The following is a 24,263-nucleotide window of genomic DNA, read 5'->3' as shown; positions in this document are numbered from 1 at the left end:
TAAATGAATAGTATTAATTTACCTAAAAATTAGTATTGATACTATAATTATGTTGTGTTAGTTTTATTATTAAGATTTAGTCTTAATATGGATAAGATATGAAAAAATTAATTTTAATAATATTTATTCTAATTACTGAGGCAATTGCACAAACATATTTTCAAGGAAAAGTAGTTACTAAAGATGGCAGACCAATTTTTAATGCAAATATTACAGTTGTAGGTAAACCTTATGGAACTACATCCGATGAAAATGGGATATTTAAGCTTAATTATCCTTTAAAAACTGGGGATTTAATTTCTATTTCTTGTATTGGCTATCAAACAAAAACTATTAAATATGAATCATCTTTAAATTTTTTAATAATTAATTTAAATGAATTATCTTATATTTCTGAAACTGTAGTAGTGACAGGGACAAGAAGCATTAAAAAATTGAAAGATACACCTGTTAAGACAGAGTTAATTAGTGAGAAAGAGATTAAAAATTGTGGTTATTTAAGTCTGAAGGAAGCTTTATTTGAACAGACAGGTATTGGTATTATAGACAATCATGGTAGTGGCTTACAGATTCAGGGTCTTGACCCAGATTATACACTTATTTTAATAGATGGTGACCCTGTGATAGGAAGAACTGCCGGTACTATTGATTTATCACGATTCGATGTAGCTAATTTAAAACAAATTGAAATTGTTAAAGGGCCATCTTCATCACTTTATGGAAGTGAAGCTCTTGCAGGAGTAGTTAATCTTATTACTGCTTTCCCCGATGAATCTCAACGATTTGCACTCTTTGGTCGTATAGGGACTCATGATTCATATCAAATTAATGCAGATATATTCAAATCTAATAAAAAAATTAAATTAGCATTATTTTCAAATATTAGAGGGAGTGATGGATTTGATATTGTGCCAGAAACTATTTCGAAAACTATTCCCGAATACCACAATTTTCTAATTAATCCAAAATTTGAGTATCGATTTAACGAATCAAATTTTGTGAGATTTAATATGAGATATTCTAATGAGAATCAAAATAACTTTGCAGAGATAACAGAAAATAATCAAATAGTAAAATTAAAAGTTAAAGATAGATTACGAGATGTTAATTTCTCTATATTATATTCAGGCTCAATAAGTAATTTATACAAACATCAACTAAGATTTTATGTTACAAATTATTATACAGAGAGTTTACTAAGTTATCAAACAGGAGGTGAACCGTACGAGTACAGCCAATTTGACCAATATTATTATAAAGGTGAGTACTCTGCTAATTTTATTATCGATAGAAAGAATTTGATTTCATTTGGTGCTGGTTATGTTAAAGAGGTTGTACATGCAGATAGAGTAGATAAAGATATAGACGAAATAAATTCTAGCTTTGTTTTTCTTCAGCATGAATGGATTCCTTCCCGCTATATTGATATCGTAGGAGGTTTTAGGTATGATTATAATAATAAATATTCTTCGCGTTTAAGTCCAAAAATTACGACTCTCTTAAAACCATGTGGTTTCTTGACATTAAATTTATCAATTGGTAGTGGCTTCAAAGCACCAACTTTACAACAACTTTATTTGAATTTTACAAACCCTCAAGTTGGATATTCTGTTTTCGGTGCTGCTAAATTTTCTAATTACTTAAATAAACTAATTAATGAAGGACAGATAGATAAAATTCTACTTAATCCATCTAATATAAGTAAACTTAATGCAGAAAGTTCCTTGTCATTAAATTTTTCTATAGAATATGAACCTTCAAGTAGTTATTTGATATCATTAAATTTTTTCAGAAACAATATAAGAGATTTGATCGATGCTATACCAGTTGCTCTTAAAAAAAATGGACAGGGAGTATATACATATGTAAATTTAAATAAAATATATACTCAAGGTATAGAATCTGAAATTAAAATTAAATTTTTTAATAATATTAATATAAGCTTTGGATATCAATTTCTTGATGCAATCGACCAGGTAGTTCTCGAAAGAATAAGAGCAGGTGATTATTTTAAGTTAACTGATTCTGGACGATTGAAAAAAATTACAGAGTCAGATTATGGAGGCTTGTTTAATCGTTCTAAACACACTGGTAATATTAAACTTAACTATGAAAATGAAACATTAGGTTTGTTTGCAAGATTAACATGTATAGTTAAAGGGAAATATGGTTACTATGACAGAAATGGTAATGGTATTCTTGATGATAAAAGTGAATATGCTCCCGGTTTTTCACTCTGGAATTTTGTTTTTAATAAAGTGATTAATAGTCATTTTGCTATACAGTTAAGAATAGAGAATATTTTAAATAAAAAACTTAGTGGGCAGAATTTAAATCTACCTGGAAGAATAATTTATGCAGGGATTTCAATAAATTATTAATTAAATGGAGGAGATATGAAAAAAATACATTTAACTATTATGCTTTTTTTGAACATTTTAATTGCAGGCTGTAATGGAACAAGTAGTACTGAGCCTATCGATAAACAACAAGATATTAAAGTTGTAGAAGTTAAAAATATACCTGCATTAGGTCCCGGTAAAACTTACTTTCGATTTTCAGATAGTACTATTGTAACTGGTGCTGATACATTGTCTGATAAATGGGATATTGCATTTAAAAATACTACAATTTATACTAATAGCGGCGTAAGCGGACCTGGTAAAGGAGGAGCAATTCTTCTTAAGAATACAGACTTTTATGACTTAAAAGAATTACCAGCCGAAGGTTATCGAGTTGATGCCGAAAACTCCCCTGCTATACCAACAGGCTCTGGAAATGGATGGTACCTATATAATTCCGAAACTCATATAATTACACCTATACCAGGAATTGTACTTGCAATTAAAACAGGAAATGGTAAATATGCTAAAGTTCAAATTATAAGCTATTATTATGGTTCACCTGCTAATCCTACCCTTTCTGACAAATCGAAATTTTATTCTTTTAGATATGTATATCAACCAAACGGTTCAACTAAATTTGATTAACATTAAATTGGAGTAAAAAATGAAAAATAACAATATACTAGTTTACTATTTAATAATAGGTATTTTTTTTTATTCAAATATTTTGGGTATGGTTAAAGATATTAAAAGAGTTTCAGTAATAATTGTTGGGCATGGTGCTCCAGCTAATGATTTTCCAAAATTGAATGAATATTTTAAATTACACGATAACCACACTCTTGAAGCAGATGAAATAGAAAATGAATTACGTAGATGGCCCCGAAATGAAAAAAATGATCCGTATTGGGCAGGCTTTGTAAAAATTATTGAGATATTCAAAAATAAATTTAAAGAATTTCATTCTGTTCATTATGCATTTAATGAGATGTGTGCTCCTTCAGTAAGAGAAGCACTTGAAGAAGCTTTGTCTAAAAAGCCTGATTTAATCATAGTAACGAGTATAATGTTCACCCCTGGTGGTGGACATTCAGAAAAGGATATCCCTGCAACTATTGAATTATTTCAAGAAGAACACCCTGACGTTAAAATTGTGTATGCATGGCCTTACTCTAAAGAAGCTATTGCTGATTTTATCTATTCACACTTGTTGAATTTTATAGTTAAATAAAATTTTAGGAGCCAGTATTTTCTGGCTCCAATATATTAGGTTATTTTTTAATTATTACAAGTATTTTTATGCTAAGATTAAAAAATATACATAAATTATTAGACTATAAACTTTCCACAAAATTTTTAATCTAAGTAGGAATATTCAAAATATCGATTTATTTGCAATATAATTTTTTTCAACAATAAATAATAACCCTATCTTGTAAGCTGATCAAACATTAATGAGTGTTTAGCTCTGTCAATAGAATAATAACTTTTTTTAAGCCTTCTATCATAAAAGAATATTGACGTATTGTTGCTCCTAAGAAAGATGGAACTAAATTGAATGTAACAATTAATGGTACATCATTTTCGAGAGCTTTGGAGTAGGCATAAATTAAAGCCCAGTTATCATTTACTCTTTGATCTCTTTGCATCCAGTAAATTACAGGACCGCTTTTTGTTATTCCATCTTTAAGGTATCGAACTCTTTTAAGATTGAGCATACTGCAAGAATTATAATCAAAAATTTAATTACAGATATTGACAATACTATTAATGTGAGTTACTTCATTTTTAGTGTTAAAAAATAATAATATATTGCGATAATATATATGCTGTTATGCTTTATAATAATATTATTATAAAACCAATTTGGTTTGTAATCTGGTTAATGTATGAAAAAATTATGGAAACAATTACTTTATATTACTATAATATTTTTTATCTTATTAAATAAAAAACTTTATAGTCAGAATGATGATTTAATAAATAATCCTGAACTTGCATTTGGATTCGAAATAGCATCCCAAACTAAATATCTCTGGCATGGTTTACCTTTAGATAATGGATTTGTTATGCAACCAGATTTGTGGTTTTCATATGATAATTTCACAATAGAATTTTGGGGAAATTATGTTGTCAATGATAAAAGCTCATTTGATTCCACTCGAAATCATGAGTTTGATATCTATCTTTACTATGATTTTTCTCTTACCGAAAATATTTCTATTCAACCTAAATTAAATTATTATAAATACCTTTATGAAGAATTTACACCCTCTACTATGGAGTTATCTCTATCTCTCGATTATAAAATTAATGATTATCTGACTATAAAAAATGAAATATATGCTGATGTTCTAAATTATAAAGGGATATCTTATGGAGCTCATTTGTTAGAATTTTTTAAGGAATTAAATAATTATTTACAAATTAAATCTACTGCTGGAATAATTTGGGGAAATAAAAAATTTTTCGATACAAATTTTGAGATTAGCAAAGATTTAAATATTAGCCATTTCCAGTTATATTTAGAAATTCTTTATCATATATCAGAAAATTTTAGTGTTGTTCCATTTATAGATTATTATCTTGAAAGCGATCATAAACTAAGAAGCTTATATAAAGAAAACCTGATCAACTCAGGTATAAAAGTGCAATTTGAGTTATAGTATGTTAAAAAGACTTCTTACCAAAATTATACTTCTCGTTTCATTATTAGTAATAATATATGTACTGGTTTTATATTTTGTGAACTCGAGGTATAAATTACACTTAGATAGATTATCATCCGAAGAAACCAAAAGGTCATACATTATCTTAAACAATAGCTTTTCGATGATGAGTCAAACATTGTTGTCTTTTGTTTATGATTATACATACTGGGATGAAATGGTGGATTTTGTTAAAACACACGATAGAGTTTGGGCAGAAGTTAACATAGATGCTGTACTTCCACAATTTCATGCTAAACTTGCCTGGGTGTTTGATGATAAATTCAATCAATTCTATTCTTATGATGTTGAAACTAATCAGAGAAATTTTAAATTCTTTTTGCCAAAAGATACTGTTATTAAAATTTTCACGAATAATAAATTTCCACATTTTTTTCAAAGTATTGGAAATAAAGTTTATGAAATAAGCGGAGCACCAATACAGCATAGTGATGATCTGGAAAGAAAGGGTAAACCAAATGGTTATTTCTTAGCTGCAAGAGAACTTGGAAATGAATTCATAGATAGAATAAATTCGGTTACAGCTTCGAGTGTTAATATTATTTCGGTTGATGAATATAATAAGCTAAAAAGAATTAAATCAACAATTCCAGAAATTATCAGGAGTTATGTTCCTTTAAGAGATTATAATAATGTTGTGATTTCTTACCTTTATATGTACTATGTTAATAAAGGAATAAAATTAACAAGGCAATCATATATCAATCAATTTAAATATGTTAGTGTTATCGGCATAATAATTATTTTTGTTGTTACTTCTTTTTTAATTATATGGGTTTTAAAACCTTTACGGGAGATTACAAAAAGTATTCTAAACGATGATGTAGAAAAATTAAGTGCAGCATCAAAATATTCTACAGAATTTAGATTATTGTCAAAAGCATTAATTGAGTTTATTAAACAAAAACAATTAATAATAGACGAAATTAATAAGCGAAAAATGGTAGAAAAAGAACTTCTGAAATTATCGAATGCAGTTAAACAAAATCCAATTAGTATAATTATTACAGATGTATCAGGTAAAATAGAATTTGTTAATCCCCAATTTACTAATATGACTGGCTATACTTATGAAGATGCAATTAACAGAAAGCCAAATATTTTGAAATCTGGATTTCATGATAACGAGTTTTATAAAAATATGTGGGATACTATTTTGAGAGGGGAAATATGGAAAGGGGAAATATTGAATAAAAGAAAAGATGGAAGTTTATTCTGGTGCTCTTTAATAATAGCTCCCATAGTGAACGATAATATGGTTACAAATTTAATAGGTTTATTGGAAGACATAACCGAAAAGAAAACCATGATTAAAGAATTGATAGAGGCTAAAGAAAAAGCAGAAGAAGTTAATAAATTGAAATCACAATTTTTTGCTTATATGAGCCATGAATTACGCACACCATTTATGGGCTTAATGGGTTATGCAGATTTAATAAAAGAAACAACTTCTGATACAAGTATTAAAGAAATGGCTGATGGTATATTGCGTAGTTCAAAACGAATGCTGGAAACTCTTACAAATATTTTAACAATTACAAAACTTGAGTTTGATCAAACAGAAGTTAATATTGTTCCAATAAACATTAGAGATATTCTGGAAGAAGTTTATGGGAATTTCTTACCTTCTGCTGAGACGAAGAATTTAAAGCTTATAAAATCTTTTAATGTTGACAATGAAGTTATAAACACAGATGAAAGAATATTAGTGGGTATATTGTATAATCTTGTTAACAATGCAATTAAATTTACTAAAGAAGGCTTTGTTGAAATAATTGCCGAAATAAAAGATGAATGCTTGATCTTAAAAGTTAAAGATACTGGAATTGGAATACCTAAAGAAAAACTCTCAATCATATTTGATGAGTTTAGGCAGGTTAGCGAAGGTTATACAAGAGAATATCAGGGGACAGGATTGGGACTCACAATTGTGAAAAAATATGTTGATTTATTAAATGGAACAATTGAAGTAGAAAGTGAAATAAATAAGGGTACTAACTTTATTGTTAAAATACCTGTATAATAAATTTTTTTGTCTACTTTGATTACAAGATTAGTATTTAATACAGATTCAAAAAGCGAATTTATAAATTAATAACAACATTATTTATTTAATTTACTATGATAGATTGTACTCCAGTTTTATTCTCCCATTCTTACTATTTCGTTAAACTCTTCTTTTTTTAGTGGCATAACAGATAATCTATTCCCACGCTGCACAAGTTTAATGTTTTTTAATTTTGAGTTTTTCTTAATTTCTGTTAGCGGTACAGGATTTTTAAATTTTTTAATCAATTTTATATCCACCATGAACCAGGTTGGATTTTCTTTTTTACTTTTGGGATCGTAATATTTACTTTCAGGATCAAAAGCTGTAAAATCTGGATATGCTTCTTTTACAACTTCACAAATTCCAACTGCAGAAGGTTGTTCGCAATTACTGTGATAAAAAATTACTTTATCACCTGCTTTCATTTCATCTCGCATGTAATTTCTTGCTTGATAATTACGAACACCATCCCAGTAAGTAGTTTGATTTTTTGATTTTGCTAAATCATCTATTGAAAAAACTGAAGGTTCAGATTTCATTAGCCAGTATTTCATTTTTACTCTCCAAATTAAATTCCAGGTGCATAAGGGAAATTTAAGTTCATGTAGTAATCTAAACTTTTTTCTGGTTTCTCAAGTTCATCTGGAATTGGTCTTTTTGAAAATGTTTGAAAATATAATACACATGCATCACGCCACCATATAGCTTCTTTTAATTGAATATTTAATAACATCTTTACATGGTTATATTGTTCATTATCAATTTTATTTTTTAGAGAATCCCAGATTTTAATTGTCTCTTTTACACCTTCAACTCCATTATAATAATGATAACAAATTTCTTCCCATAATGTTTTTCCAGATTTCATTTTGTAATCCCATGGTAGATGATGAAACCATAAAAGATATTCTTCAGGACATTTTTCAACAGATGAGAATATTTCTGCAACTTCAGGAAAATATTGTGATACAGCATTACTTCCTGTTGCTGTTCTATCGAAACCAATTCCGTTTGTATCTGCTCGATGATAATAAACGGAAGTCCAATCATCTCTATGTTTATCTTTAATCCAGGGAGCTGGACCATAGTGATGATTCCATCCCATAATATGATGAAGACCAAGTGGTGTCATATAGTTTACACAATCTTCTCGTGATTTAAGCATAATTGATTTTATTTTTGAAACAATTTCATTATCGTTTGAAATTGTCATTCGAATCCATTCTTCTGCAATTTCATCAGAAGATAAATTGTGGTCCCATGCTAATCTTCCAAATGCATACCAGTTTGCCTGACCGAATAAATGTCCTGTCCAGTTTCTATCGGTTCCAATGTTTGATACTCCAGCAATTCCAGAGATTGAATGATTTTCTAAACTACCATCAATAATTTTTGCAACAGTAGAACCAGGTCCTTTCGAATAAGTATCGGAATCAAGACATTCTTTGAAAAGTGGAGCGAGATAAACAAGATGAGTTCCCTGACCAAGATATTCTTGAGTAATTTGAAATTCCATCATTAATGGAGTATCTGGCATTGCACCAAAAAGTGGATGAAATGGTTCACGTGGTTGAAAATCGATTGGACCATTTTTTACCTGTATTAATACATTTTTTCTAAATTTACCATCAAGTGGTTTGAATTCATTGTATGATTGCTTGGCTCGATCTTCTTTAATATTACTATCATAAACAAAAGCACGCCACATTACCACTCCACCATAAGGTTCAAGAGCTTCGGCGAGCATATTAGCTCCATCAACATGTGTTCTGCCATAATTTTGAGGTCCAGGTTGTCCTTCTGAATTTGCTTTTACAAGAAAACCACCGAAATCGGGAATTAATTTATAAATCTCATCAACTTTATTTTTCCACCACTGCTTTACTTCTTCGTTTAATGGGTCAGCTGTTTTTAAATTCCCAATTTCAATTGGAGCACTAAATCGAGCGGTTAAATAAACTTTTATTCCATAAGGACGAAATACATTTGCGAGAGCAGCTACTTTAATTAAATATTGATGTGTTAGAACCCATGCATTTGCATTTACATTTGTTAAAACAGTGCCATTAATTCCAATTGATGCATTTGCACGAGCATAATCTTTGTATTGAGGCGAGATATAATCAGGTAGTTTATGCCAGTCCCATATTGAAAAACCAGCATAACCTCTTTCTACAGTTCTATTGAGATTGTCCCAGTGGTTTAATAAACGAAGTTTTATCTTTGGAGAAGATACAATGTTAATGTTTTTTATATTACTATTTGTTTGTAATAATCTAAGAAAATGAAATATGCCATATAAAATTCCTGTATCACTTTTACCAGTAATAATAATAACATTTTTACTATCAATTTTTATTGATTTTATCACAAAGCCTTCATTAGAAATTTCAACGAGAGATTCAGATAGATTAATATTTTTCAAATAATGTGATTGAGAATAAACTCCAGCAATAATTATATTGTTTTTAATCTGACTTAATTCTTTGATTTTTTTACCAAGTAAACCGTTCAGACCTTTTTGAAGTTCTTCTTTAGCAACAAGAATGGTAGGAGAATTACCTTCAACTATCCAGCCTTTTATTTGAGACGTGTAGGAGTCTAAAATTTTTTTATCTTTTATTTTATCGTATTTCAACCATAAACGGTAACCATCATCAGAAAAAATATTAGTATTGATAAAAAGTGTTAGAAAGAAAAATAAGTATACTTTTTTCATAACATAAATTTATTTTTTAGTAAATATGAAAAGTTAAACTGGAAAAAGAAAGTAAAATAAGTTTAATTCTCTAAAATCTTTTTTAAAAATTGTCCGGTGTACGATTTAGGATTTTTTGCAATTTCTTCTGGAGTGCCAGTTGCTACAATTTCGCCTCCTTTATCGCCGGCTTCAGGTCCCAGATCAATTATATAATCAGCACATTTAATTACATCCAGATTATGCTCAATTATTAAAACAGAATTTTTGTTTGCAATTAATACATGAAAACATTTTAATAATTTATTTATATCATCAAAATGCAATCCAGTTGTAGGCTCATCAAAGATAAAGAGAATATGTTGATTTTTACGTTGTTGAGTAAGATAATAAGCTAATTTAACTCTTTGAGCTTCTCCACCCGATAAGGTAGTTGAAGGTTGTCCAAGTTTTATATAACCCAATCCAACATCTGATAATACTTTCAACACAGATACAATTTTATCTTGATTTACAAAAAATTCAAGTGCTTCATCAACTGTCATTTCTAAAACATCAACAATATTTTTCCCTTTATAAGTAATTTCTCTTACTTCTTTTTTAAAGCGAGTTCCTTTACAATCGTCGCATTCAAGATAAAGATCTGCAAGAAATTGCATTTCAATTTTTACAAAGCCTTCTCCCTCACATGTTTCGCATCTTCCGCCTGGAACATTGAAAGAAAAAAACCCGGGTTTGTATCCTCTTGCTCTTGCTTGAGGAGTGGAAGCAAAAAGTTCTCTTATTAGTTCAAAACCTTTAACATAACTGATTGGATTAGAACGAGGTGATTTTCCAATTGGTGATTGATCAACTATTACAACATCATCAATGTATTTTGTACCTTCAATAGAATCGAATTTGCCTAATTTGGGAGGATTCCCACCTAAATATTTTACTAAGCCTCCATAAAGCACGTCGTGAACAAGAGTACTTTTGCCTGAACCACTTACTCCAGTAACAACAACAAATTTTCTAAGTGGAATTTCAACAGTAATATTTTTAAGATTATTTTCTCTTGCCCCAATAATTTTTATTGATTCTGTCTTTTTTGTATTTCTTGTTTGTGGAACTGGAATTTTTAATTTGTTTGATAAATATTTTCCTGTAAGTGATTTTTCATTTTTTATTATCTCATCATAAGTGCCGTGTGCAATTATTTCTCCACCATGAATTCCAGCACGAGGACCCATATCAAAAATTAAATCTGCAGCTCGCATCATTTCGGGATCATGTTCAACTACAAGAACTGTATTTCCTAAATCTCTAAGTGATTTCAAAATTTTTATTAATCGAGAATTATCTCGAGGATGGAGTCCAATTGATGGTTCATCGAGAACATAAAGAGTTCCCATTAATGCAGAGCCTAATGATGTAGCTAAATTTATTCGCTGAGTTTCGCCTCCAGAAAGTGTACTGCTTAATCTATCAAGTGTTAGATATCCAAGTCCAACATCATTTAAAAAAGTTAACCTTTTTACAATTTCATCGTGAATTCTTTTTGCTATTGCTTTTTCGTATTCTGTTAATTCTAATTGCTTAAAAAACTGGAGAGCCTGTTCAATTGACATTTGAACAATATCGAAAATTGATTTGCCAGAAATTTTAACTTGTAAAGCTTCTCTTCTTAATCTGGAACCACGACAGGCAGAACATGTTGTATAAGCTCTGTATTTACTCAGCAAAACTCTTATGTGCATCTTATAAGTTTTTTCTTCGAGATGCTTGAAGAATCCATTTATTCCAACAAAACTACCAAAACCTTCTTTTAATAAATTAATCTGTTCTTGATTTAAATTTTTGAAAGGAACATTAAGTGGTATTCTACCATTGTTATTGCGAATTAGATCGCGTAAATATGAACTATATTTAACACTACGCCATGGTGCAATTGCACCTTCACTAATACTTAAATTTGGATCGGGAACAATAAGATTCATATCATAATCCATTGATTTTCCAAAGCCCTGACAAACAGGACAGGCTCCAAATGGATTATTGAAAGAAAAGAATCTTGGTTCTGGTTCTTCGTATTTTATTCCGCAACACTCATAAAATCTGGTAAAGTGTTTTATTTCGTTTGTATCTGCATTTATAATTGCTAATCTTCCTTCTCCTTCTTTGAAACTTATTTCGATAGATTCTGCAAGTGTTTCTCGTACTTTTCCTTTTTTAATTTTGAAACGATCGAGAACAATAATAATCTCTTTTCTGGAATTGTTATTTATTTTGGCAGATATCTCTTCTATTGATTGCGAGTTTATATCAATTAATTCATCTTTATAAAAAATTCTGAAGTAACCTTTCTTTTTGAGTAAGTCAATTTCTTCTTCTAAAGTCCTTCCTTCGTGATAGTGAATTGGAAATCCAATATAAAATTTATTTTCTTCGTTTTGATTTTCGAGCCATTGAGTTACTGTTCCTACATTATCTCGTTTAACTTCGTTACCACAATTAAAGCATATTGTTTTACCAATCCTTGAAAATAATAATCTTAAATAGTCATAAATTTCTGTGCTTGTTGCTACAGTTGAACGTGGATTGCGTGCCCCAGTTTTTTGTTCAATTGCAACTGCGGGTGAAATTCCATAAATAAAATCGACATCTGGCTTGTTCATTCTTTCAAGAAATTGTCTTGCATATGCCGATAAGCTTTCAACATATCTACGTTGACCTTCAGCATAAATTGTATCGAATACAAGAGAGGATTTACCACTTCCACTTACTCCAGTAAATACAACCAGTTTATTTTTGGGAATTTCAAGAGATATATTTTTAAGATTATGCTGACGAGCCCCTTTAATAATTATTTTATGTTCTTCTTTTTCTGCTTTCATTTTAAATGAAATTATAAAATCGTAACCTATAAATTACTAAAACTTTTTGGAAATAATTTTATCTGTGAGTTATGAAAATTGCTGATGGAAAGATTATTGATCTGTATAAATTAATTTTTTAGAAAAAAGTTCAAATAATAGCTTACCATTACTGGGATTAAAATTTACAGGAATATGAAAATTTATTTCAATCCAAGTTCTTTACACATTCTGTGATAATTGGGTGGTGCTAAACCAAGTATAGTTGCTGCTTCTTGATCTGAATTGACTTTGCTGCGGACATATTTAAAATATTTTTCACGAAATATTCTTTCCATTTGTTTTAAGGGGAGAGGACCATTGGGGGATTTAAAACTTACTCCTTCATTTCCAAAGTAGTTATCTAATTCGTATATTTTTTTGCCAAGTGCAGTTTCAACAAGTTTTGGATTAATTATTTTATCGTCAAAAAATAAAAGTCGTTGAACAAGATTTTTTAGTTCACGCACATTTCCAGGCCAATCATAATCAACCAGTAATTTCATTGCATCCTGAGAAATTACTGGAACTTCTCTTCCTATTTCTAATGCAAATTGATTCATGTAATAATCAATCAGATAAATAATATCTTCTCTTCTTTCTTTCAGTGGTGGAATATATATGTTAATAACATTAAGACGATAATATAAATCTTCTCTAAATCTTTTTTCTCTAACTTCTTCTTCAAGATTTTTATTTGTAGCAGAAATAATTCTTACATCAACTTTGATTTTATCGGTTCTACCGAGTTTTTCAACTTCTCCATCTTGAAGAACACGAAGTAATTTTACTTGAGAGGAAAGAGGAAGCTCTGAAATTTCATCTAAAAATATTGTTCCATTATTTGCAATTTCGAAGAGACCTGGTTTACTTTTATCTGCACCTGTGAAAGCCCCTTTTTCGTAACCAAATAATTCACTTTCAATTAATTGATCTGGTATTCCACCACAATTTATTGGAACAAAGTTTTCATATTTTCTTGGACTATTGTAATGAATATTGTAAGCAACAAGTTCTTTTCCTGTTCCAGATAATCCAGTAATTAGAATGGGCACATTACTATTCGAATATTTTTTTATTTGTTCTTTTAGATTTTGAACTGTTTGGGATACACCAATAATTTGTTTGGAAGTTAATATGTCGTCGACATTCTTTCTTAATTTTTGTGTGGATTTTAGTTTTTCTTTGAGTAACTTTTTCTTTTCATATGCATTAAAGATTGACATTAAAAAATCTGTGGGTTGATAAATATGTTCTTCTATATCTCCAGGATATTTTGTACAATACCAGAAAGCACCTGCTTCTATTAAACTTCGAGCAAATTCGTAATCTGTTATATTAATAGTCATTTTAGTGATAACAATTATCTGCAAAGTTTGATCGATATCTTTAATTTTTTTGATGAGATATTCTCCATGCAATCCACCAGCAATCTGATAATCCATAATTACAACATCATAATTATTCTTATTTGATTCTAAAATTTCCAGTGCTGATTTCCCATCGGATACAACTTCACAAATTTTAATTCTATCCGAAAAAGGTTTAATTGTGTTTTCAACACGTCTTACATCAAAATCTTCATCTTCAATTAGTAATATTTTTATTATTTCTTGCTTGTTCATTTTAATACCATTTTAATTTTTGATAGTTATTGTAAATCTACAACCATGTTCAGGTAAATTTTCCGCATCAATTTCCCAGCCACATCTTTGTGTGGAGATTTCATAAGCAATATAACAACCATAACCACTATTAGCATGAGATATATTTTTAGTTGATACATTTTCAAGAAAAATTTTTTTAATGCCTTTTTCATTTTTTTCTAATAGTTCGGGTTTAATACCTTTTCCATTATCTTCAATTATAATATTTGAAATGCGAGTTTCTGGATTATACTTTGTTGAAATTGTTATTAATAAACCAGAATCTCCACCATGATCGATACTATTTTGAATTAAAGGTTCAAGAATTTCCCATACTACAAACTCATTTATATTAACCTTTGGAACTCTTTCATCAAGATTTAATTTTATTTCAAAAGATTTTGATTTTCGTGATGTTCTATTGAAAATATTTTCTACCATAAATTTAATTACTTCGTTTAAATCAGTTGAAAACGAAGGATTTCTAATTGTTTGAATTGGTGGTTCATACCATTTCATATCATAAATAACACGAGATATAAAATTTGAATACTTTGTAGCACGATATTTTATTTCATCTATATTTTCTGTCGAAAGTGTTCTTAAATCTTCCTTGATGAATCCCATTACTTTTTCTGCTTTGTGATGTGTATGATAAATCCTTTTTGTAAACATAGATTCTTTTTCGTGTTCAATTTGTTGTTTGATATTTCTTTCGTGTTCTTCCATTAATAGCTTTTGAGCTTCATCTCGTTCTTTAACTGTATAAGTTGAAATATAGTACATTGCTAAAAGTCCAAGTAAAAATAGTGCTGAATAAATTATGGATGTTTCTTCATAACTCGAAACCATTTCACGTTGAATAAATGAAAAATCGGGAGTATTACGAATATAAAGTGCACCTGCATATTCACCATTAGGAACAAAGGGTACAAAAATATGATATGTATTATTATTCAAAACATTTACAATTTGTTCTGTCCCTATTAATTCGTTTTTTACTTTTTTATAAAGTTGAATTGCATATTTGTGAGTATTAGAATTATTATTATCATATTGATGTTCAAACATTACTGAATATAGTTCGTTACCATTATCGATAGCTTTAATTTTTCCCCCTACACCCACAAGTAAACAGATTTCTTCTATATTTTGTTGTAGTATTTGTTGATTTAGAATTATATCGAAGAATTGAATTATTCTTCGTTTTTCATTCTGGTCGATAGTTTTTCTCATTTTAACAGTTTCATAAAATAATTCAAGAGTTGTTGTGGTTAAGTTTGCAAGTCTTTCTGCAGAATTTTTTTGATACCATTCCTGTGCATTGTCAACAAAATTACGCAACGAAGCTTTATGTACAAAAGAGAGAATTAATTGAAAGATAATCAGTCCAACGAACAATACTGTAAGGTGCTTAAATTCAAAGTGATATTTCTTAAGATTATCTAAAAAATTTCCCATGTTTTCTCTCATTATCAAAATCTTTTATTCTGTATTAATATTCTTTTCGGCTAAACTTAATGCATCCTTTACTGAAATTTCATTTTTTATTGCACGATTAAGATAATAAGAAATTATATCAGAATAACGAGTGTATTTTTCCAGAAATGGTCTTCTTGCATAAGTTTTAAATATAGATTTATAGAAATTCAATTCACGGTTACGACTTAAGTAATTTTTATCTTCATAGATTTTTTTATTGATTGGAAGATAACCACCTAATTCATAAAATTTTTTTTGAATATCTTCTTGAATGAGAAATTTAATAAATTCAACTGCTTCGTTCTTTTTAGTTGAATATTTTGAAATCATCAAATTCCAACCACCTACAATACTTTTTCTTGAACCATATGAAAAGTGAGGTAGTGGTGCGATTCCAACTTTTTGAGGGAAACTTTTGTCGTTATATTTTAATTCATACCATTTATGAAAACCAGGCCAGCCCCTTAAAAAGATAGCTCCACTATCAATGAAATAATAGTAAGTATCATATTCTTTGTAATTAGTAATATCTTGGGGAGATAATTTATATTTGTTAACAAGATCAACGAGTAATTGTAAAGCTTTGTTTGCTTCTGGTGTATTGAGTTTTAATGGTTCACCTTCAAGTATTTTTGAATTTTGTGATTCGATTAGTTCTACAAAACTACACATCAATCCTTCAAAAGCTTCTGCTTGAAATAAATAAAATGGCATTTCGGTGTTTTTCATTTGCAAGCCTAACTTAATAAAATTTTCCCAAGTAATTGAACTATCAATTTGTTTTTTTATTTCTTTGTAATTATGAAGTTTCTCCAGTAAATCTTTTCGATAATACATAATACTTATATCAATATATAAGGGTAGAGCAACAAGTTGACCTTTGTAGAAACAGGATTCGAGTGCATAGGGGATTATATTATCCCGTTCATTTGTCGAAATGTAATTGCTGAGTGGTTCTACAAATTTTGCAAATCGGGGTGTCCATATTTGATCGACTGAAAAAATATCCAATCTGTCACTTCTACTGCGTAAATATCTCATCAATAATTCTTTTCGTTCATTTGTTTGAAACTTTTCGAATGATAAATCAATTGGTACTACTTCAATTTTACCTTTGTGTAATTCATTGAATTTTTCGATAGCATATTTGTGGCTATTGGAAATATTATCTGCAAAATAAATTTTTTTAGGTGTTTGAGTTTTAGTGTCAACTAAATTTCCGAATAAATACATAAAAATAAAAACTGAGAGTACAAGAATTGTTATGGCTGTAACTGAAAAGTAGAAAGTTTTTATGTTTGGTTTTAAATTATTCATTTAATTAAAAAGTTAGTTCTTTTCTTAATTGTTGATAAACTTTAAACCAGCTTGAGTAAATAGGAGCATAGGGAACAGCAATTAATTGACCACCAAAACCAAATCTTCTAAAAACTAACATATTTATATTTGACACTTTAATTGATTTCAATGCACTTTCATTTATTTCAACTCCATTTTCTATAGCAAGTTTAGCAGTAACTTTATCAAGTTCCTGATACATTTTTTTTGTTTGAATTATGTTTTTAATATCATCTTTAGCTTCTTCAAAATTTTCAATTCTTTTTCTCTGCCCTTCTTTTTTATCAAGTATTTTTATGATTGAATATCCTTCTTGAGTTTTTATTGGTCCATAAATGTCACCAATTTTCATATCAGCAGCAATTTTTCCTATTTCTCCTAATTCATTAATTGGTTTTAATCCTGTAAATTTTTCACTTCTGTATTTCTTCTGAAGTTCTTCAAATGTAGAACCAGTTTTTAATTCATCAAAAATATTTTCAATTGTATCGAGACTTATTGAAGTAATTTCGGCAATGTTAACACTATCCGGGTAATTGATAGTTCTATTCATTTTTAAATAAAATTCTTCTGCTTCTTTATCACTTACATTCTGATTTTTAAAAATACTTTTCATCATTGCACGAGAAAGATAATAATCTCTCCACATTTGAAGTTCTTCTGAAACTTCGGGCAACTTATCATAACCTCTTTTTTTTGCTTCACGTGAGTAAAGTTCATTTCTAATAAAGTTGCTTATGTAGGCATTCAATCTTTTTTGAATTTTAGATTTTTCAGGTGAATCGAATTCGATTCCTGTATAACCTGAATATTTAAGAAAAGTTTTTAATGTTACGGGTGAGATATCAAATTTTATAAATGGAAGATTTAATTCTTCTTCTGAAAAGAATTTCTGGATTTGATTAAATTCAACTTCGGCAAATCGCAATTTGTTATTCTTCTGTTCTGAAAAATATTTTTGATTGTTATTTATAAATTCTAATATATGTTTAATTAATTTATCGAATAATTGTCTATCTACATTTACAACTACACCTTTGAAAAACTTATTATAAAATTCTTCATAAAGTTTATTTTCAGCTCTTTCTTCTATTATCTTTTTTATTTTAGAGATATCCTTAGAAGTAAGTTCGCTTTTTAATGTTACATCATAAACTTTACAAATATACCAGCCTTCTTTTAGCTTTACTGGTTTTGTGAATTCACCTGGTAGTAAATCAAATATTTGTTCTTCAATTTCTGGTGCTAAATTTCCAAAAGAAACTTCTGCATAATTTAACTGCTCTAAATTTTCAGGACGTAATGATAAAATTGAATCGAACTGTGCCCCTTTCTGTAGTGATGAGTAAATATCTTTAATTTCATTTTCATCAACTGAAAAGATAAATTTTATTTTAAGAGTTTTGAGCATTTTGTTTTTGCCAACTGAAAAAGAAGAATCGGTTATTACAACTTTATCTTTTATTTCTTTTTTATACAATGCATCACGAAGATAAATATTTTGAAGATATTGCATTAAATATTCGAATTCTTCTGTCTTATCAAGTTTTTCTTTCAAAGCATTTTGTGCAAGTAATTTTTCTGCAATCAATGTATATAGAAATTCTTTTTTCATTGTTGATGTGTCGAAAGCAGTTTCTGTTTGAGCATGGGGGGAAAATTCAAAACGTTCAATAAATTCTTTTTTAGTAATGGGAGTGTTTTGAACTCTGGCTATTATTTCATTTTCAATATTTACTTTTTGACAAAATGATATTGAGTGAATTAATAAAAGAAAGAAAATGAAACATGAAAATTTTAATCTATTTGAAATTATTTTCATAGAAGACTCAAAAAAGAACAATTTTGTTTTTAGGTGCTTACAATAATATCTAAAGCTTATATAAAATAAAAGTCATAACGGAAAACACATTAATTTTGGAATTTTGAGTATGTTTTTAAATGGCAACATAAAACACAACTTTAAATATATTTTATAATTATTTTTGAATAAGAATAAAGGATTTAATGGAAAATGAAAACATCAATACCTTATGCAATAGCTCATGCTTTAAATGATTTAGGAGTAGAAATCATTACATATGTTCCAGGTTTTGGGGCAGCTGAGACTTTTCAATGTTATAATGAATTAACAATGAAAAACTTGAGCATTTCTTTTCATGAAGAAGTTGCATTTACTATTGCTCATGGAGCAAGTATCGCAGGAAAGAGAGCTGCATCATTAATGAAAACACATGGTATACTGAAAGCTGCAAATAGTGTGATGGATTCACTTTACACAGAACTAACAGCTGGATTTGTAACAATAATTTTTGATGATAAAACAGGAAAACACTCAGATAATATACTCGAGATAATGCCTGTACTTGAAGGAATGAGCATGCCTTTTATAGTTGCAGAAAATGATAATATTTATGAAGATATAATAAATGCATTTTTAGAATCAGAAAAAAGAAAAATACCTCTGGCTGTAATTGTAGATGCAATGAGTTTTAAATTAGAAACAGAGTTTCAACCAAAACAAAATCTCAGAAAAAATTTTAATTATGAAAGGAATGTATATGCACATGTTGTTTCACCATTAATTTCTGATTATCAGTATAAACTATTTGTTGCAAAAAAATTAGAAGGTAATTTGGAAACTGTTATTCGTCCAGTTCTTCCTACTATACCAGATAGTCTAACCGAAAATGTTAAAAAAGGTACGGTTGGATACATACCATTCTTTCAGGTATTTAAAAATATTAAACGTGATATTGTTACAGGCGATACAGGATCGTCAAGTTCATTTGCATTTCCACCTTATAATTGTATAGATATAGTTACTTACATGGGGGGTAGTATACCCCTTGCAATTGGTGCTTATCTTGCAGGGAAAAGAAATGTCTGGGCTATTACTGGCGACTTTAGTTTTATTGCTGCTGGTCATCTGGGTTTAATTGAAGCAATTAATCGAAATATTCCATTAAAAATAGTGATATTTTATAATAAGAAATCTGCAGCTACTGGTGGACAACCAATTCACAAAAAATTGCTTAGACATTTAATTGCTGGTTATGAAAAATATTTGCTTAATATTTCTAATCCAGCCGATCTTTTTGAAATAGATACAGTACTTAATGAAGCAGCAAATTCTAATGAAATGAAAATTATTATAGTTGATTTTCCAGAATGATAGAACTAAAAAATATTTATGATTTAAAAGGGATTGTCTCTTCAAACGAAGAAAAACTTATAGATGAGTTTTTTCAAAATATTCTTGTTACTGAACATTTTCGTGTAGAAAGGATTATTTCAGAATGTCATTCATCTCCAGAAGGATTCTGGTATGATCAGGATAAGAATGAGTTTGTTCTGTTACTAAAAGGAAGTGCAGAAATTCTTTTTGAAGATAATAATTTAATTAAAATGAAAGAAGGTGATTATATAATTATACCTGCTCATGTTAAACATCGAGTTGAAAAAACAGATTCATTTCAAAAGACTTTCTGGCTTACAATATTTTATTAAAAAAGCGGCACGAATTATAAAATTCATACCGCTTTACTAAGGGGGCACCAATCGATTAATCTTCTATTACTGCAAGAATATCTGAACGTTGAACAATTTTTAATTCTTTACCATTCGAGCTTACTTCTTCACCACCGTATTTAGCAAATAAAATTCTATCTCCTTCTTTAATTTTTTCACGAAGATCTTCATCAGTACCAACAGCAATTACTTTTCCCACTCTTGGTTTTTCTTTTGCTGTATCTGGAATGATTATTCCAGATGAAGTTTTAGATTCTTCTTCAATTGGTTCTACAAGTACTCTGTCGTCAAGTGGTTTAATTTTCATGGTTGTCTCCTAATCTTTTATGTTTAAAATTTGATTAATCTTTGCTTTGTCAAAACCAATTATTGGACGATTATTAATTAAAATTACAGGCACGCCTGTTTGACCAGTTCTACGCACCATATCTCGAGCAGCAGCTTCATCTCTTGAAACATCGACATCTGTAAACTTGATATTTTTTTCTCTAAAATATCTTTTAGCAGCATTACAAAAGCTACATGTTGGCGTTGAAAAAATTATAACTTTTGGTTGTGGATTTAATGCCATATTTAACCTTTTTTTGATTGATTAGATGAAAAAGTTAAATAAGAGATTCAAAAAATTGTTTAATGAATTTGAAAAATGGTTAGTGAAAGATTGCTTGTTTTATTAAATAGAATTGTGAAAAATTAAATTTTGTTATAGATATTCAATCCATCTAATTTTGAAAAATCGATTTGAGACAACAGAATATTGCAGACATGAAAATTTTTTTAATATGAATATCATTTTGTAAAACAGTATTTAATGTACTTAAATAAATCGAGATTAGCATATGAAAAGAATTTTATTCTATCTCTTGTTTACATCGATAAGTAATTTTGCTCAGTTGAGTAATATGGGAGTCGGGATTAATACTGGTATTGGAGAAATTAAAGGGAATTCGTCATCAGTAACAAGTTTTGGTGTCTCGGTATATTTTGATTTTAATCTCTGGTTTACAGAAAATGTTTCTTTCAGAACTGGATACTCTTACTTTAGAAAGATAGAATATTTTATTCCAGAAGAACGAATGGGAAGATATTATCCATTTATAAAATTATTTTATTTGAAATCAATATTGCAGCAGGAAATACCTGAATATTTTTTTGTAGAAGAAGGGATTGGAATAATTTATTTGAACGATAGAACTTTAAGTGATACAAATAACTGGCAATATGGAATTGCTTTTAATTTAGCAACTGGATTGGATTTAGCTAAAATGAAAAAGTCGAACTTAAAGTTGAGTATAGGATTAGATTATGGTTATGGCTTAAACAAAACAAATGCAAGTTATTATTTATTTTATTTGAGTACTAAACTAATACTTTAGAAATTTACATTGGTAAATAAAATTTTGCGTTTATTTATCAATTTTACAATTTATACAACTCTTTCATTAATTCTTCGAATTGATTGAAATACAAAGCCTGCTCTGGATCGCTTAATGCATTAGGTGGATCTGGATGAAATTCTACCATTATTCCATGAGCTCCAACAACCTTTGCTGCCTTTGCAAGTGGAATCACCTTATTTCTTTCTCCAATTGCATGTGATGGATCTACAATTACTGGAAGATGAGTTAATTCTTTGAGAACAGGTATTGCACTTAAATCTAGTGTATTTCTTGTTGCAGTTTCAAATGTTCTAATTCCTCTTTCACATAAAATTACCTGACGATTGCCCTGCGATAAAATATATTCAGCAGCATTTAGCCATTCATCTATAGATGCACTTAAACCTCGTTTTAACATGACTGGACGATGTGTTTTTCCAACTTCTTTTAAGAGAGCAAAGTTTTGCATGTTGCGTGCACCAATTTGAAGTATATCAGAACTTTTTGCTACTTCTTCTACCTGATCTGTATCCATAACTTCTGTTATAATTGGAAGATCGTAATACTTTCCAGCTTCTGCTAAAAATTTTAATCCTTCGTAACCTAAACCTTGAAAGCTATAAGGAGAAGTTCTTGGTTTAAAACATCCTCCTCGTAATATATGAGCTCCATTTTCTTTTACTTCGAGAGCACATTTCATTATCATTTCTTCATTTTCAACTGAACATGGTCCAGCTATAACTACAAAGTTATCTCCACCGATGTATACATTTTTCACTTTAATAATTGTGTCTTCACTTTTGTATTCTCTACTTGCAAGTCTATAGCTTTTTGATTTTGATTTGATAATAGCAGGAGCTTTCGAAGTTTCTGGCTGAGATAATTTATTTTCATCTTTCTTTGTTTGAGTTGGTTTTTCTTCTTCACCAAGAATTTTTGAAAACTGAAGTTTGGTTCTTTCAAGTTCTTGTGATGGATAGCTACCGAGCACCTTCATAAAACGAGTATATTGTCCAAGCTCATCGAGTACTTTTTGAATTGTTTCGTTAGCAATATTTCCTTCAAAATCAAGATAAAACATTTCTTCCCATGGATTACCAATTATTGGTCTTGATTCCAGTTTAGTAAGATTAACATTGTATTTTCTAAAAACATTTAATGCTTCTACGAGAGAACCAGGAGTATGAGATGTTGCCATTACAATAGATGTTTTGCATGGAATTCTTTCATCAATAGTTTGTGATTTTCTTGATGCAATTAAAAATCTGGTAAAATTTTCTGGTTGATTGGCAATATCTTTCTTTAAGATTTTGACTTTAAAAAGTTTTGCAGCTTCTTCACTTGCTATTGCTGTGTGTGAAATATTTCCTTCTTCTTTTATTTTTTGAACAGACATTGCTGTATCATCAAAGTATTCAATTGATGCTTGCGGAAGTGATTCAAGAAATTTGCTACATTGAGCTGCAGCCTGATAGTGTGCATAAACTTTTTTTATTTTCTGGAATGGAATTTCATCAAGTGCTACAAGACAATGTCTTACCTGAAATTTTTCTTCTCCAATAATTGAAAGTGTCGTATGAAGTAATAAATCATAAACTTCATTGATCCCACCTGATGTTGTATTTTCAATAGGGAGAACTGCAAAATCTGCTTCCCCTTTTTCGACAGCTTCTACAACTTCATCAAATCTTCTTTTAAAAAGAAAATTTAATTTATAGCCAGAATGAGCAAAAAACTTTTGCGAAGCTAAATAACTGTAAGAACCTTCAATTCCCTGAATAGCAATTGTTACAATTTTTTTCTTTTCGCCTTTTTGATTTAGAACAGATTGAATAAAATTTTGTTGTAGTCTTACAGAATCTTCAATTATTTCATAAAATACTCTTGATAGAAAATTTGAATCGAGTCCAAATTTTTTACCTAATTTTATTAATCTTCTTAAAACTTCTTCTTCTCTTTTCTGGTCTCTGATGGGAGATTTATTGGTTTCTTTTGCAAGAGCAACTTCACGACTCAATTTTCTTCTTTCAGAAAGGAGCTCAATAATTTTTTCATCGATTTGATTGATTTTCTCTCTTAACTTTTTAAGTTCATTCAATTTATCTTTTCCCATCTTTTATTATCTATTTTATTTAACATTTTTGCGAATCTAAAAAAATTATTCGCATAAA

At 29.0% G+C, this 24,263-nt stretch carries 19 protein-coding genes; 8 read left to right on the top strand and 11 right to left on the bottom strand.

From position 1 onward, the window contains the following. The first annotated feature begins 98 nt into the window (after positions 1–98). The 3 genes from VJY38_RS11815 to VJY38_RS11805 are packed head-to-tail and all read left to right on the top strand — an operon-like array spanning position 99 to position 3,576. On the top strand, positions 99–2,381 hold the full coding sequence (locus VJY38_RS11815) for a TonB-dependent receptor (RefSeq protein WP_353680919.1): 2,283 nt from the start codon (positions 99–101) through the stop codon (positions 2,379–2,381). 15 nt (positions 2,382–2,396) lie between these two features. Then, a complete protein-coding gene (locus tag VJY38_RS11810) occupies positions 2,397–2,990 on the top strand; it encodes an HmuY family protein (protein ID WP_353680918.1) in 594 nt (197 codons plus the stop codon). Between the two features lie 19 nt (positions 2,991–3,009). Continuing rightward, positions 3,010–3,576 carry a sirohydrochlorin chelatase gene (locus tag VJY38_RS11805; RefSeq protein WP_353680917.1) on the top strand — a complete coding sequence of 189 codons (567 nt, stop codon included), beginning with the start codon at positions 3,010–3,012 and terminating at the stop codon, positions 3,574–3,576. Positions 3,577–3,796: 220 nt separating this feature from the next. Here VJY38_RS11805 and VJY38_RS11800 read toward each other — a convergent pair whose 3' ends face one another. Then, the gene (locus VJY38_RS11800) at positions 3,797–4,063 is read right to left on the bottom strand and encodes a deoxyribodipyrimidine photo-lyase (protein ID WP_353680916.1); all 267 of its coding nucleotides are present in this window, start codon (positions 4,061–4,063) and stop codon (positions 3,797–3,799) included. Between the two features lie 171 nt (positions 4,064–4,234). Between VJY38_RS11800 and VJY38_RS11795 the strand changes: the two genes are divergently transcribed. Continuing rightward, positions 4,235–5,011 carry a hypothetical protein gene (locus tag VJY38_RS11795; protein ID WP_353680915.1) on the top strand — a complete coding sequence of 259 codons (777 nt, stop codon included), beginning with the start codon at positions 4,235–4,237 and terminating at the stop codon, positions 5,009–5,011. Between the two features lies 1 nt (position 5,012). Then, positions 5,013–7,097, top strand: coding sequence for an ATP-binding protein (locus VJY38_RS11790; RefSeq protein ID WP_353680914.1), 2,085 nt, complete (start codon positions 5,013–5,015; stop codon positions 7,095–7,097). A gap of 119 nt (positions 7,098–7,216) precedes the next feature. Here VJY38_RS11790 and VJY38_RS11785 read toward each other — a convergent pair whose 3' ends face one another. From VJY38_RS11785 to VJY38_RS11755, 7 genes are all read right to left on the bottom strand, one after another. Continuing rightward, positions 7,217–7,678: an EVE domain-containing protein gene (locus tag VJY38_RS11785; RefSeq protein WP_353680913.1), complete on the bottom strand. Its 462-nt coding sequence runs from the start codon at positions 7,676–7,678 to the stop codon at positions 7,217–7,219. Positions 7,679–7,692: 14 nt separating this feature from the next. Next, positions 7,693–9,843: an alpha-glucuronidase family glycosyl hydrolase gene (locus VJY38_RS11780; protein WP_353680912.1), complete on the bottom strand. Its 2,151-nt coding sequence runs from the start codon at positions 9,841–9,843 to the stop codon at positions 7,693–7,695. A gap of 62 nt (positions 9,844–9,905) precedes the next feature. Further along, a complete protein-coding gene (gene uvrA / locus VJY38_RS11775; RefSeq protein ID WP_353680911.1) occupies positions 9,906–12,698 on the bottom strand; it encodes an excinuclease ABC subunit UvrA in 2,793 nt (930 codons plus the stop codon). A gap of 182 nt (positions 12,699–12,880) precedes the next feature. After that, entirely contained in the window at positions 12,881–14,341 is a 1,461-nt protein-coding gene (locus tag VJY38_RS11770) for a sigma 54-interacting transcriptional regulator (RefSeq protein WP_353680910.1), read from the bottom strand. A 12-nt stretch (positions 14,342–14,353) separates the two neighbouring features. Continuing rightward, positions 14,354–15,823, bottom strand: coding sequence for an ATP-binding protein (locus VJY38_RS11765; RefSeq protein WP_353680909.1), 1,470 nt, complete (start codon positions 15,821–15,823; stop codon positions 14,354–14,356). Between the two features lie 24 nt (positions 15,824–15,847). Beyond that, complete coding sequence (locus VJY38_RS11760; protein ID WP_353680908.1) at positions 15,848–17,161, bottom strand: extracellular solute-binding protein; 1,314 nt, start codon at positions 17,159–17,161, stop codon at positions 15,848–15,850. A 4-nt stretch (positions 17,162–17,165) separates the two neighbouring features. Continuing rightward, positions 17,166–19,004, bottom strand: a complete 1,839-nt coding sequence (locus tag VJY38_RS11755; protein ID WP_353680907.1) for a peptidylprolyl isomerase — start codon at positions 19,002–19,004, stop codon at positions 17,166–17,168. 192 nt (positions 19,005–19,196) lie between these two features. Here VJY38_RS11755 and VJY38_RS11750 point away from each other — a divergent pair, with 192 nt between their 5' ends. Together VJY38_RS11750 and VJY38_RS11745 are read left to right on the top strand one after the other, a co-directional pair. Further along, complete coding sequence (locus tag VJY38_RS11750) at positions 19,197–20,357, top strand: thiamine pyrophosphate-dependent enzyme (protein ID WP_353680906.1); 1,161 nt, start codon at positions 19,197–19,199, stop codon at positions 20,355–20,357. After that, positions 20,354–20,692, top strand: coding sequence for a cupin domain-containing protein (locus tag VJY38_RS11745; RefSeq protein ID WP_353680905.1), 339 nt, complete (start codon positions 20,354–20,356; stop codon positions 20,690–20,692). The genes VJY38_RS11750 and VJY38_RS11745 overlap by 4 nt, the downstream gene beginning before the upstream one ends. Before the next feature lie 55 nt (positions 20,693–20,747). Here the strand turns inward: VJY38_RS11745 and VJY38_RS11740 are convergent, their stop codons facing one another. After that, positions 20,748–21,020: a co-chaperone GroES gene (locus VJY38_RS11740; protein WP_353680904.1), complete on the bottom strand. Its 273-nt coding sequence runs from the start codon at positions 21,018–21,020 to the stop codon at positions 20,748–20,750. A 9-nt stretch (positions 21,021–21,029) separates the two neighbouring features. Then, positions 21,030–21,284: a glutaredoxin family protein gene (locus tag VJY38_RS11735; RefSeq protein ID WP_353680903.1), complete on the bottom strand. Its 255-nt coding sequence runs from the start codon at positions 21,282–21,284 to the stop codon at positions 21,030–21,032. 268 nt (positions 21,285–21,552) lie between these two features. Here VJY38_RS11735 and VJY38_RS11730 point away from each other — a divergent pair, with 268 nt between their 5' ends. Continuing rightward, positions 21,553–22,089 (top strand): hypothetical protein, encoded by a 537-nt coding sequence (locus VJY38_RS11730; RefSeq protein ID WP_353680902.1) that lies wholly within the window; start codon positions 21,553–21,555, stop codon positions 22,087–22,089. Positions 22,090–22,132: 43 nt separating this feature from the next. Here the strand turns inward: VJY38_RS11730 and VJY38_RS11725 are convergent, their stop codons facing one another. Beyond that, positions 22,133–24,205 carry a bifunctional 3-deoxy-7-phosphoheptulonate synthase/chorismate mutase gene (locus VJY38_RS11725; RefSeq protein WP_353680901.1) on the bottom strand — a complete coding sequence of 691 codons (2,073 nt, stop codon included), beginning with the start codon at positions 24,203–24,205 and terminating at the stop codon, positions 22,133–22,135. Positions 24,206–24,263: the final 58 nt, after the last annotated feature.

This window comes from Rosettibacter firmus (assembly GCF_036860695.1).
GTDB classification, from domain to species: Bacteria; Bacteroidota; Ignavibacteria; order Ignavibacteriales; family Melioribacteraceae; genus Rosettibacter; species Rosettibacter firmus.
Note: the sequence above shows the minus strand (reverse complement) of the source record. Positions and strands in the feature narration are given on the sequence as shown.

Coding starts and splice junctions, on each gene's coding strand:
- VJY38_RS11815 (WP_353680919.1), top strand. CDS start 99: ATGAAAAAATTAATTTTAATAATATTTATTCTAATTACTGAGGCAATT.
- VJY38_RS11745 (WP_353680905.1), top strand. CDS start 20,354: ATGATAGAACTAAAAAATATTTATGATTTAAAAGGGATTGTCTCTTCA.
- VJY38_RS11780 (WP_353680912.1), bottom strand. CDS start 9,843: ATGAAAAAAGTATACTTATTTTTCTTTCTAACACTTTTTATCAATACT.
- VJY38_RS11765 (WP_353680909.1), bottom strand. CDS start 15,823: ATGGGAAATTTTTTAGATAATCTTAAGAAATATCACTTTGAATTTAAG.
- VJY38_RS11805 (WP_353680917.1), top strand. CDS start 3,010: ATGAAAAATAACAATATACTAGTTTACTATTTAATAATAGGTATTTTT.
- VJY38_RS11740 (WP_353680904.1), bottom strand. CDS start 21,020: ATGAAAATTAAACCACTTGACGACAGAGTACTTGTAGAACCAATTGAA.
- VJY38_RS11725 (WP_353680901.1), bottom strand. CDS start 24,205: ATGGGAAAAGATAAATTGAATGAACTTAAAAAGTTAAGAGAGAAAATC.
- VJY38_RS11795 (WP_353680915.1), top strand. CDS start 4,235: ATGAAAAAATTATGGAAACAATTACTTTATATTACTATAATATTTTTT.
- VJY38_RS11760 (WP_353680908.1), bottom strand. CDS start 17,161: ATGAATAATTTAAAACCAAACATAAAAACTTTCTACTTTTCAGTTACA.
- VJY38_RS11750 (WP_353680906.1), top strand. CDS start 19,197: ATGAAAACATCAATACCTTATGCAATAGCTCATGCTTTAAATGATTTA.
- VJY38_RS11785 (WP_353680913.1), bottom strand. CDS start 7,678: ATGAAATACTGGCTAATGAAATCTGAACCTTCAGTTTTTTCAATAGAT.
- VJY38_RS11790 (WP_353680914.1), top strand. CDS start 5,013: ATGTTAAAAAGACTTCTTACCAAAATTATACTTCTCGTTTCATTATTA.
- VJY38_RS11735 (WP_353680903.1), bottom strand. CDS start 21,284: ATGGCATTAAATCCACAACCAAAAGTTATAATTTTTTCAACGCCAACA.
- VJY38_RS11755 (WP_353680907.1), bottom strand. CDS start 19,004: ATGAAAATAATTTCAAATAGATTAAAATTTTCATGTTTCATTTTCTTT.
- uvrA (WP_353680911.1), bottom strand. CDS start 12,698: ATGAAAGCAGAAAAAGAAGAACATAAAATAATTATTAAAGGGGCTCGT.
- VJY38_RS11770 (WP_353680910.1), bottom strand. CDS start 14,341: ATGAACAAGCAAGAAATAATAAAAATATTACTAATTGAAGATGAAGAT.
- VJY38_RS11730 (WP_353680902.1), top strand. CDS start 21,553: ATGAAAAGAATTTTATTCTATCTCTTGTTTACATCGATAAGTAATTTT.
- VJY38_RS11810 (WP_353680918.1), top strand. CDS start 2,397: ATGAAAAAAATACATTTAACTATTATGCTTTTTTTGAACATTTTAATT.
- VJY38_RS11800 (WP_353680916.1), bottom strand. CDS start 4,063: ATGCTCAATCTTAAAAGAGTTCGATACCTTAAAGATGGAATAACAAAA.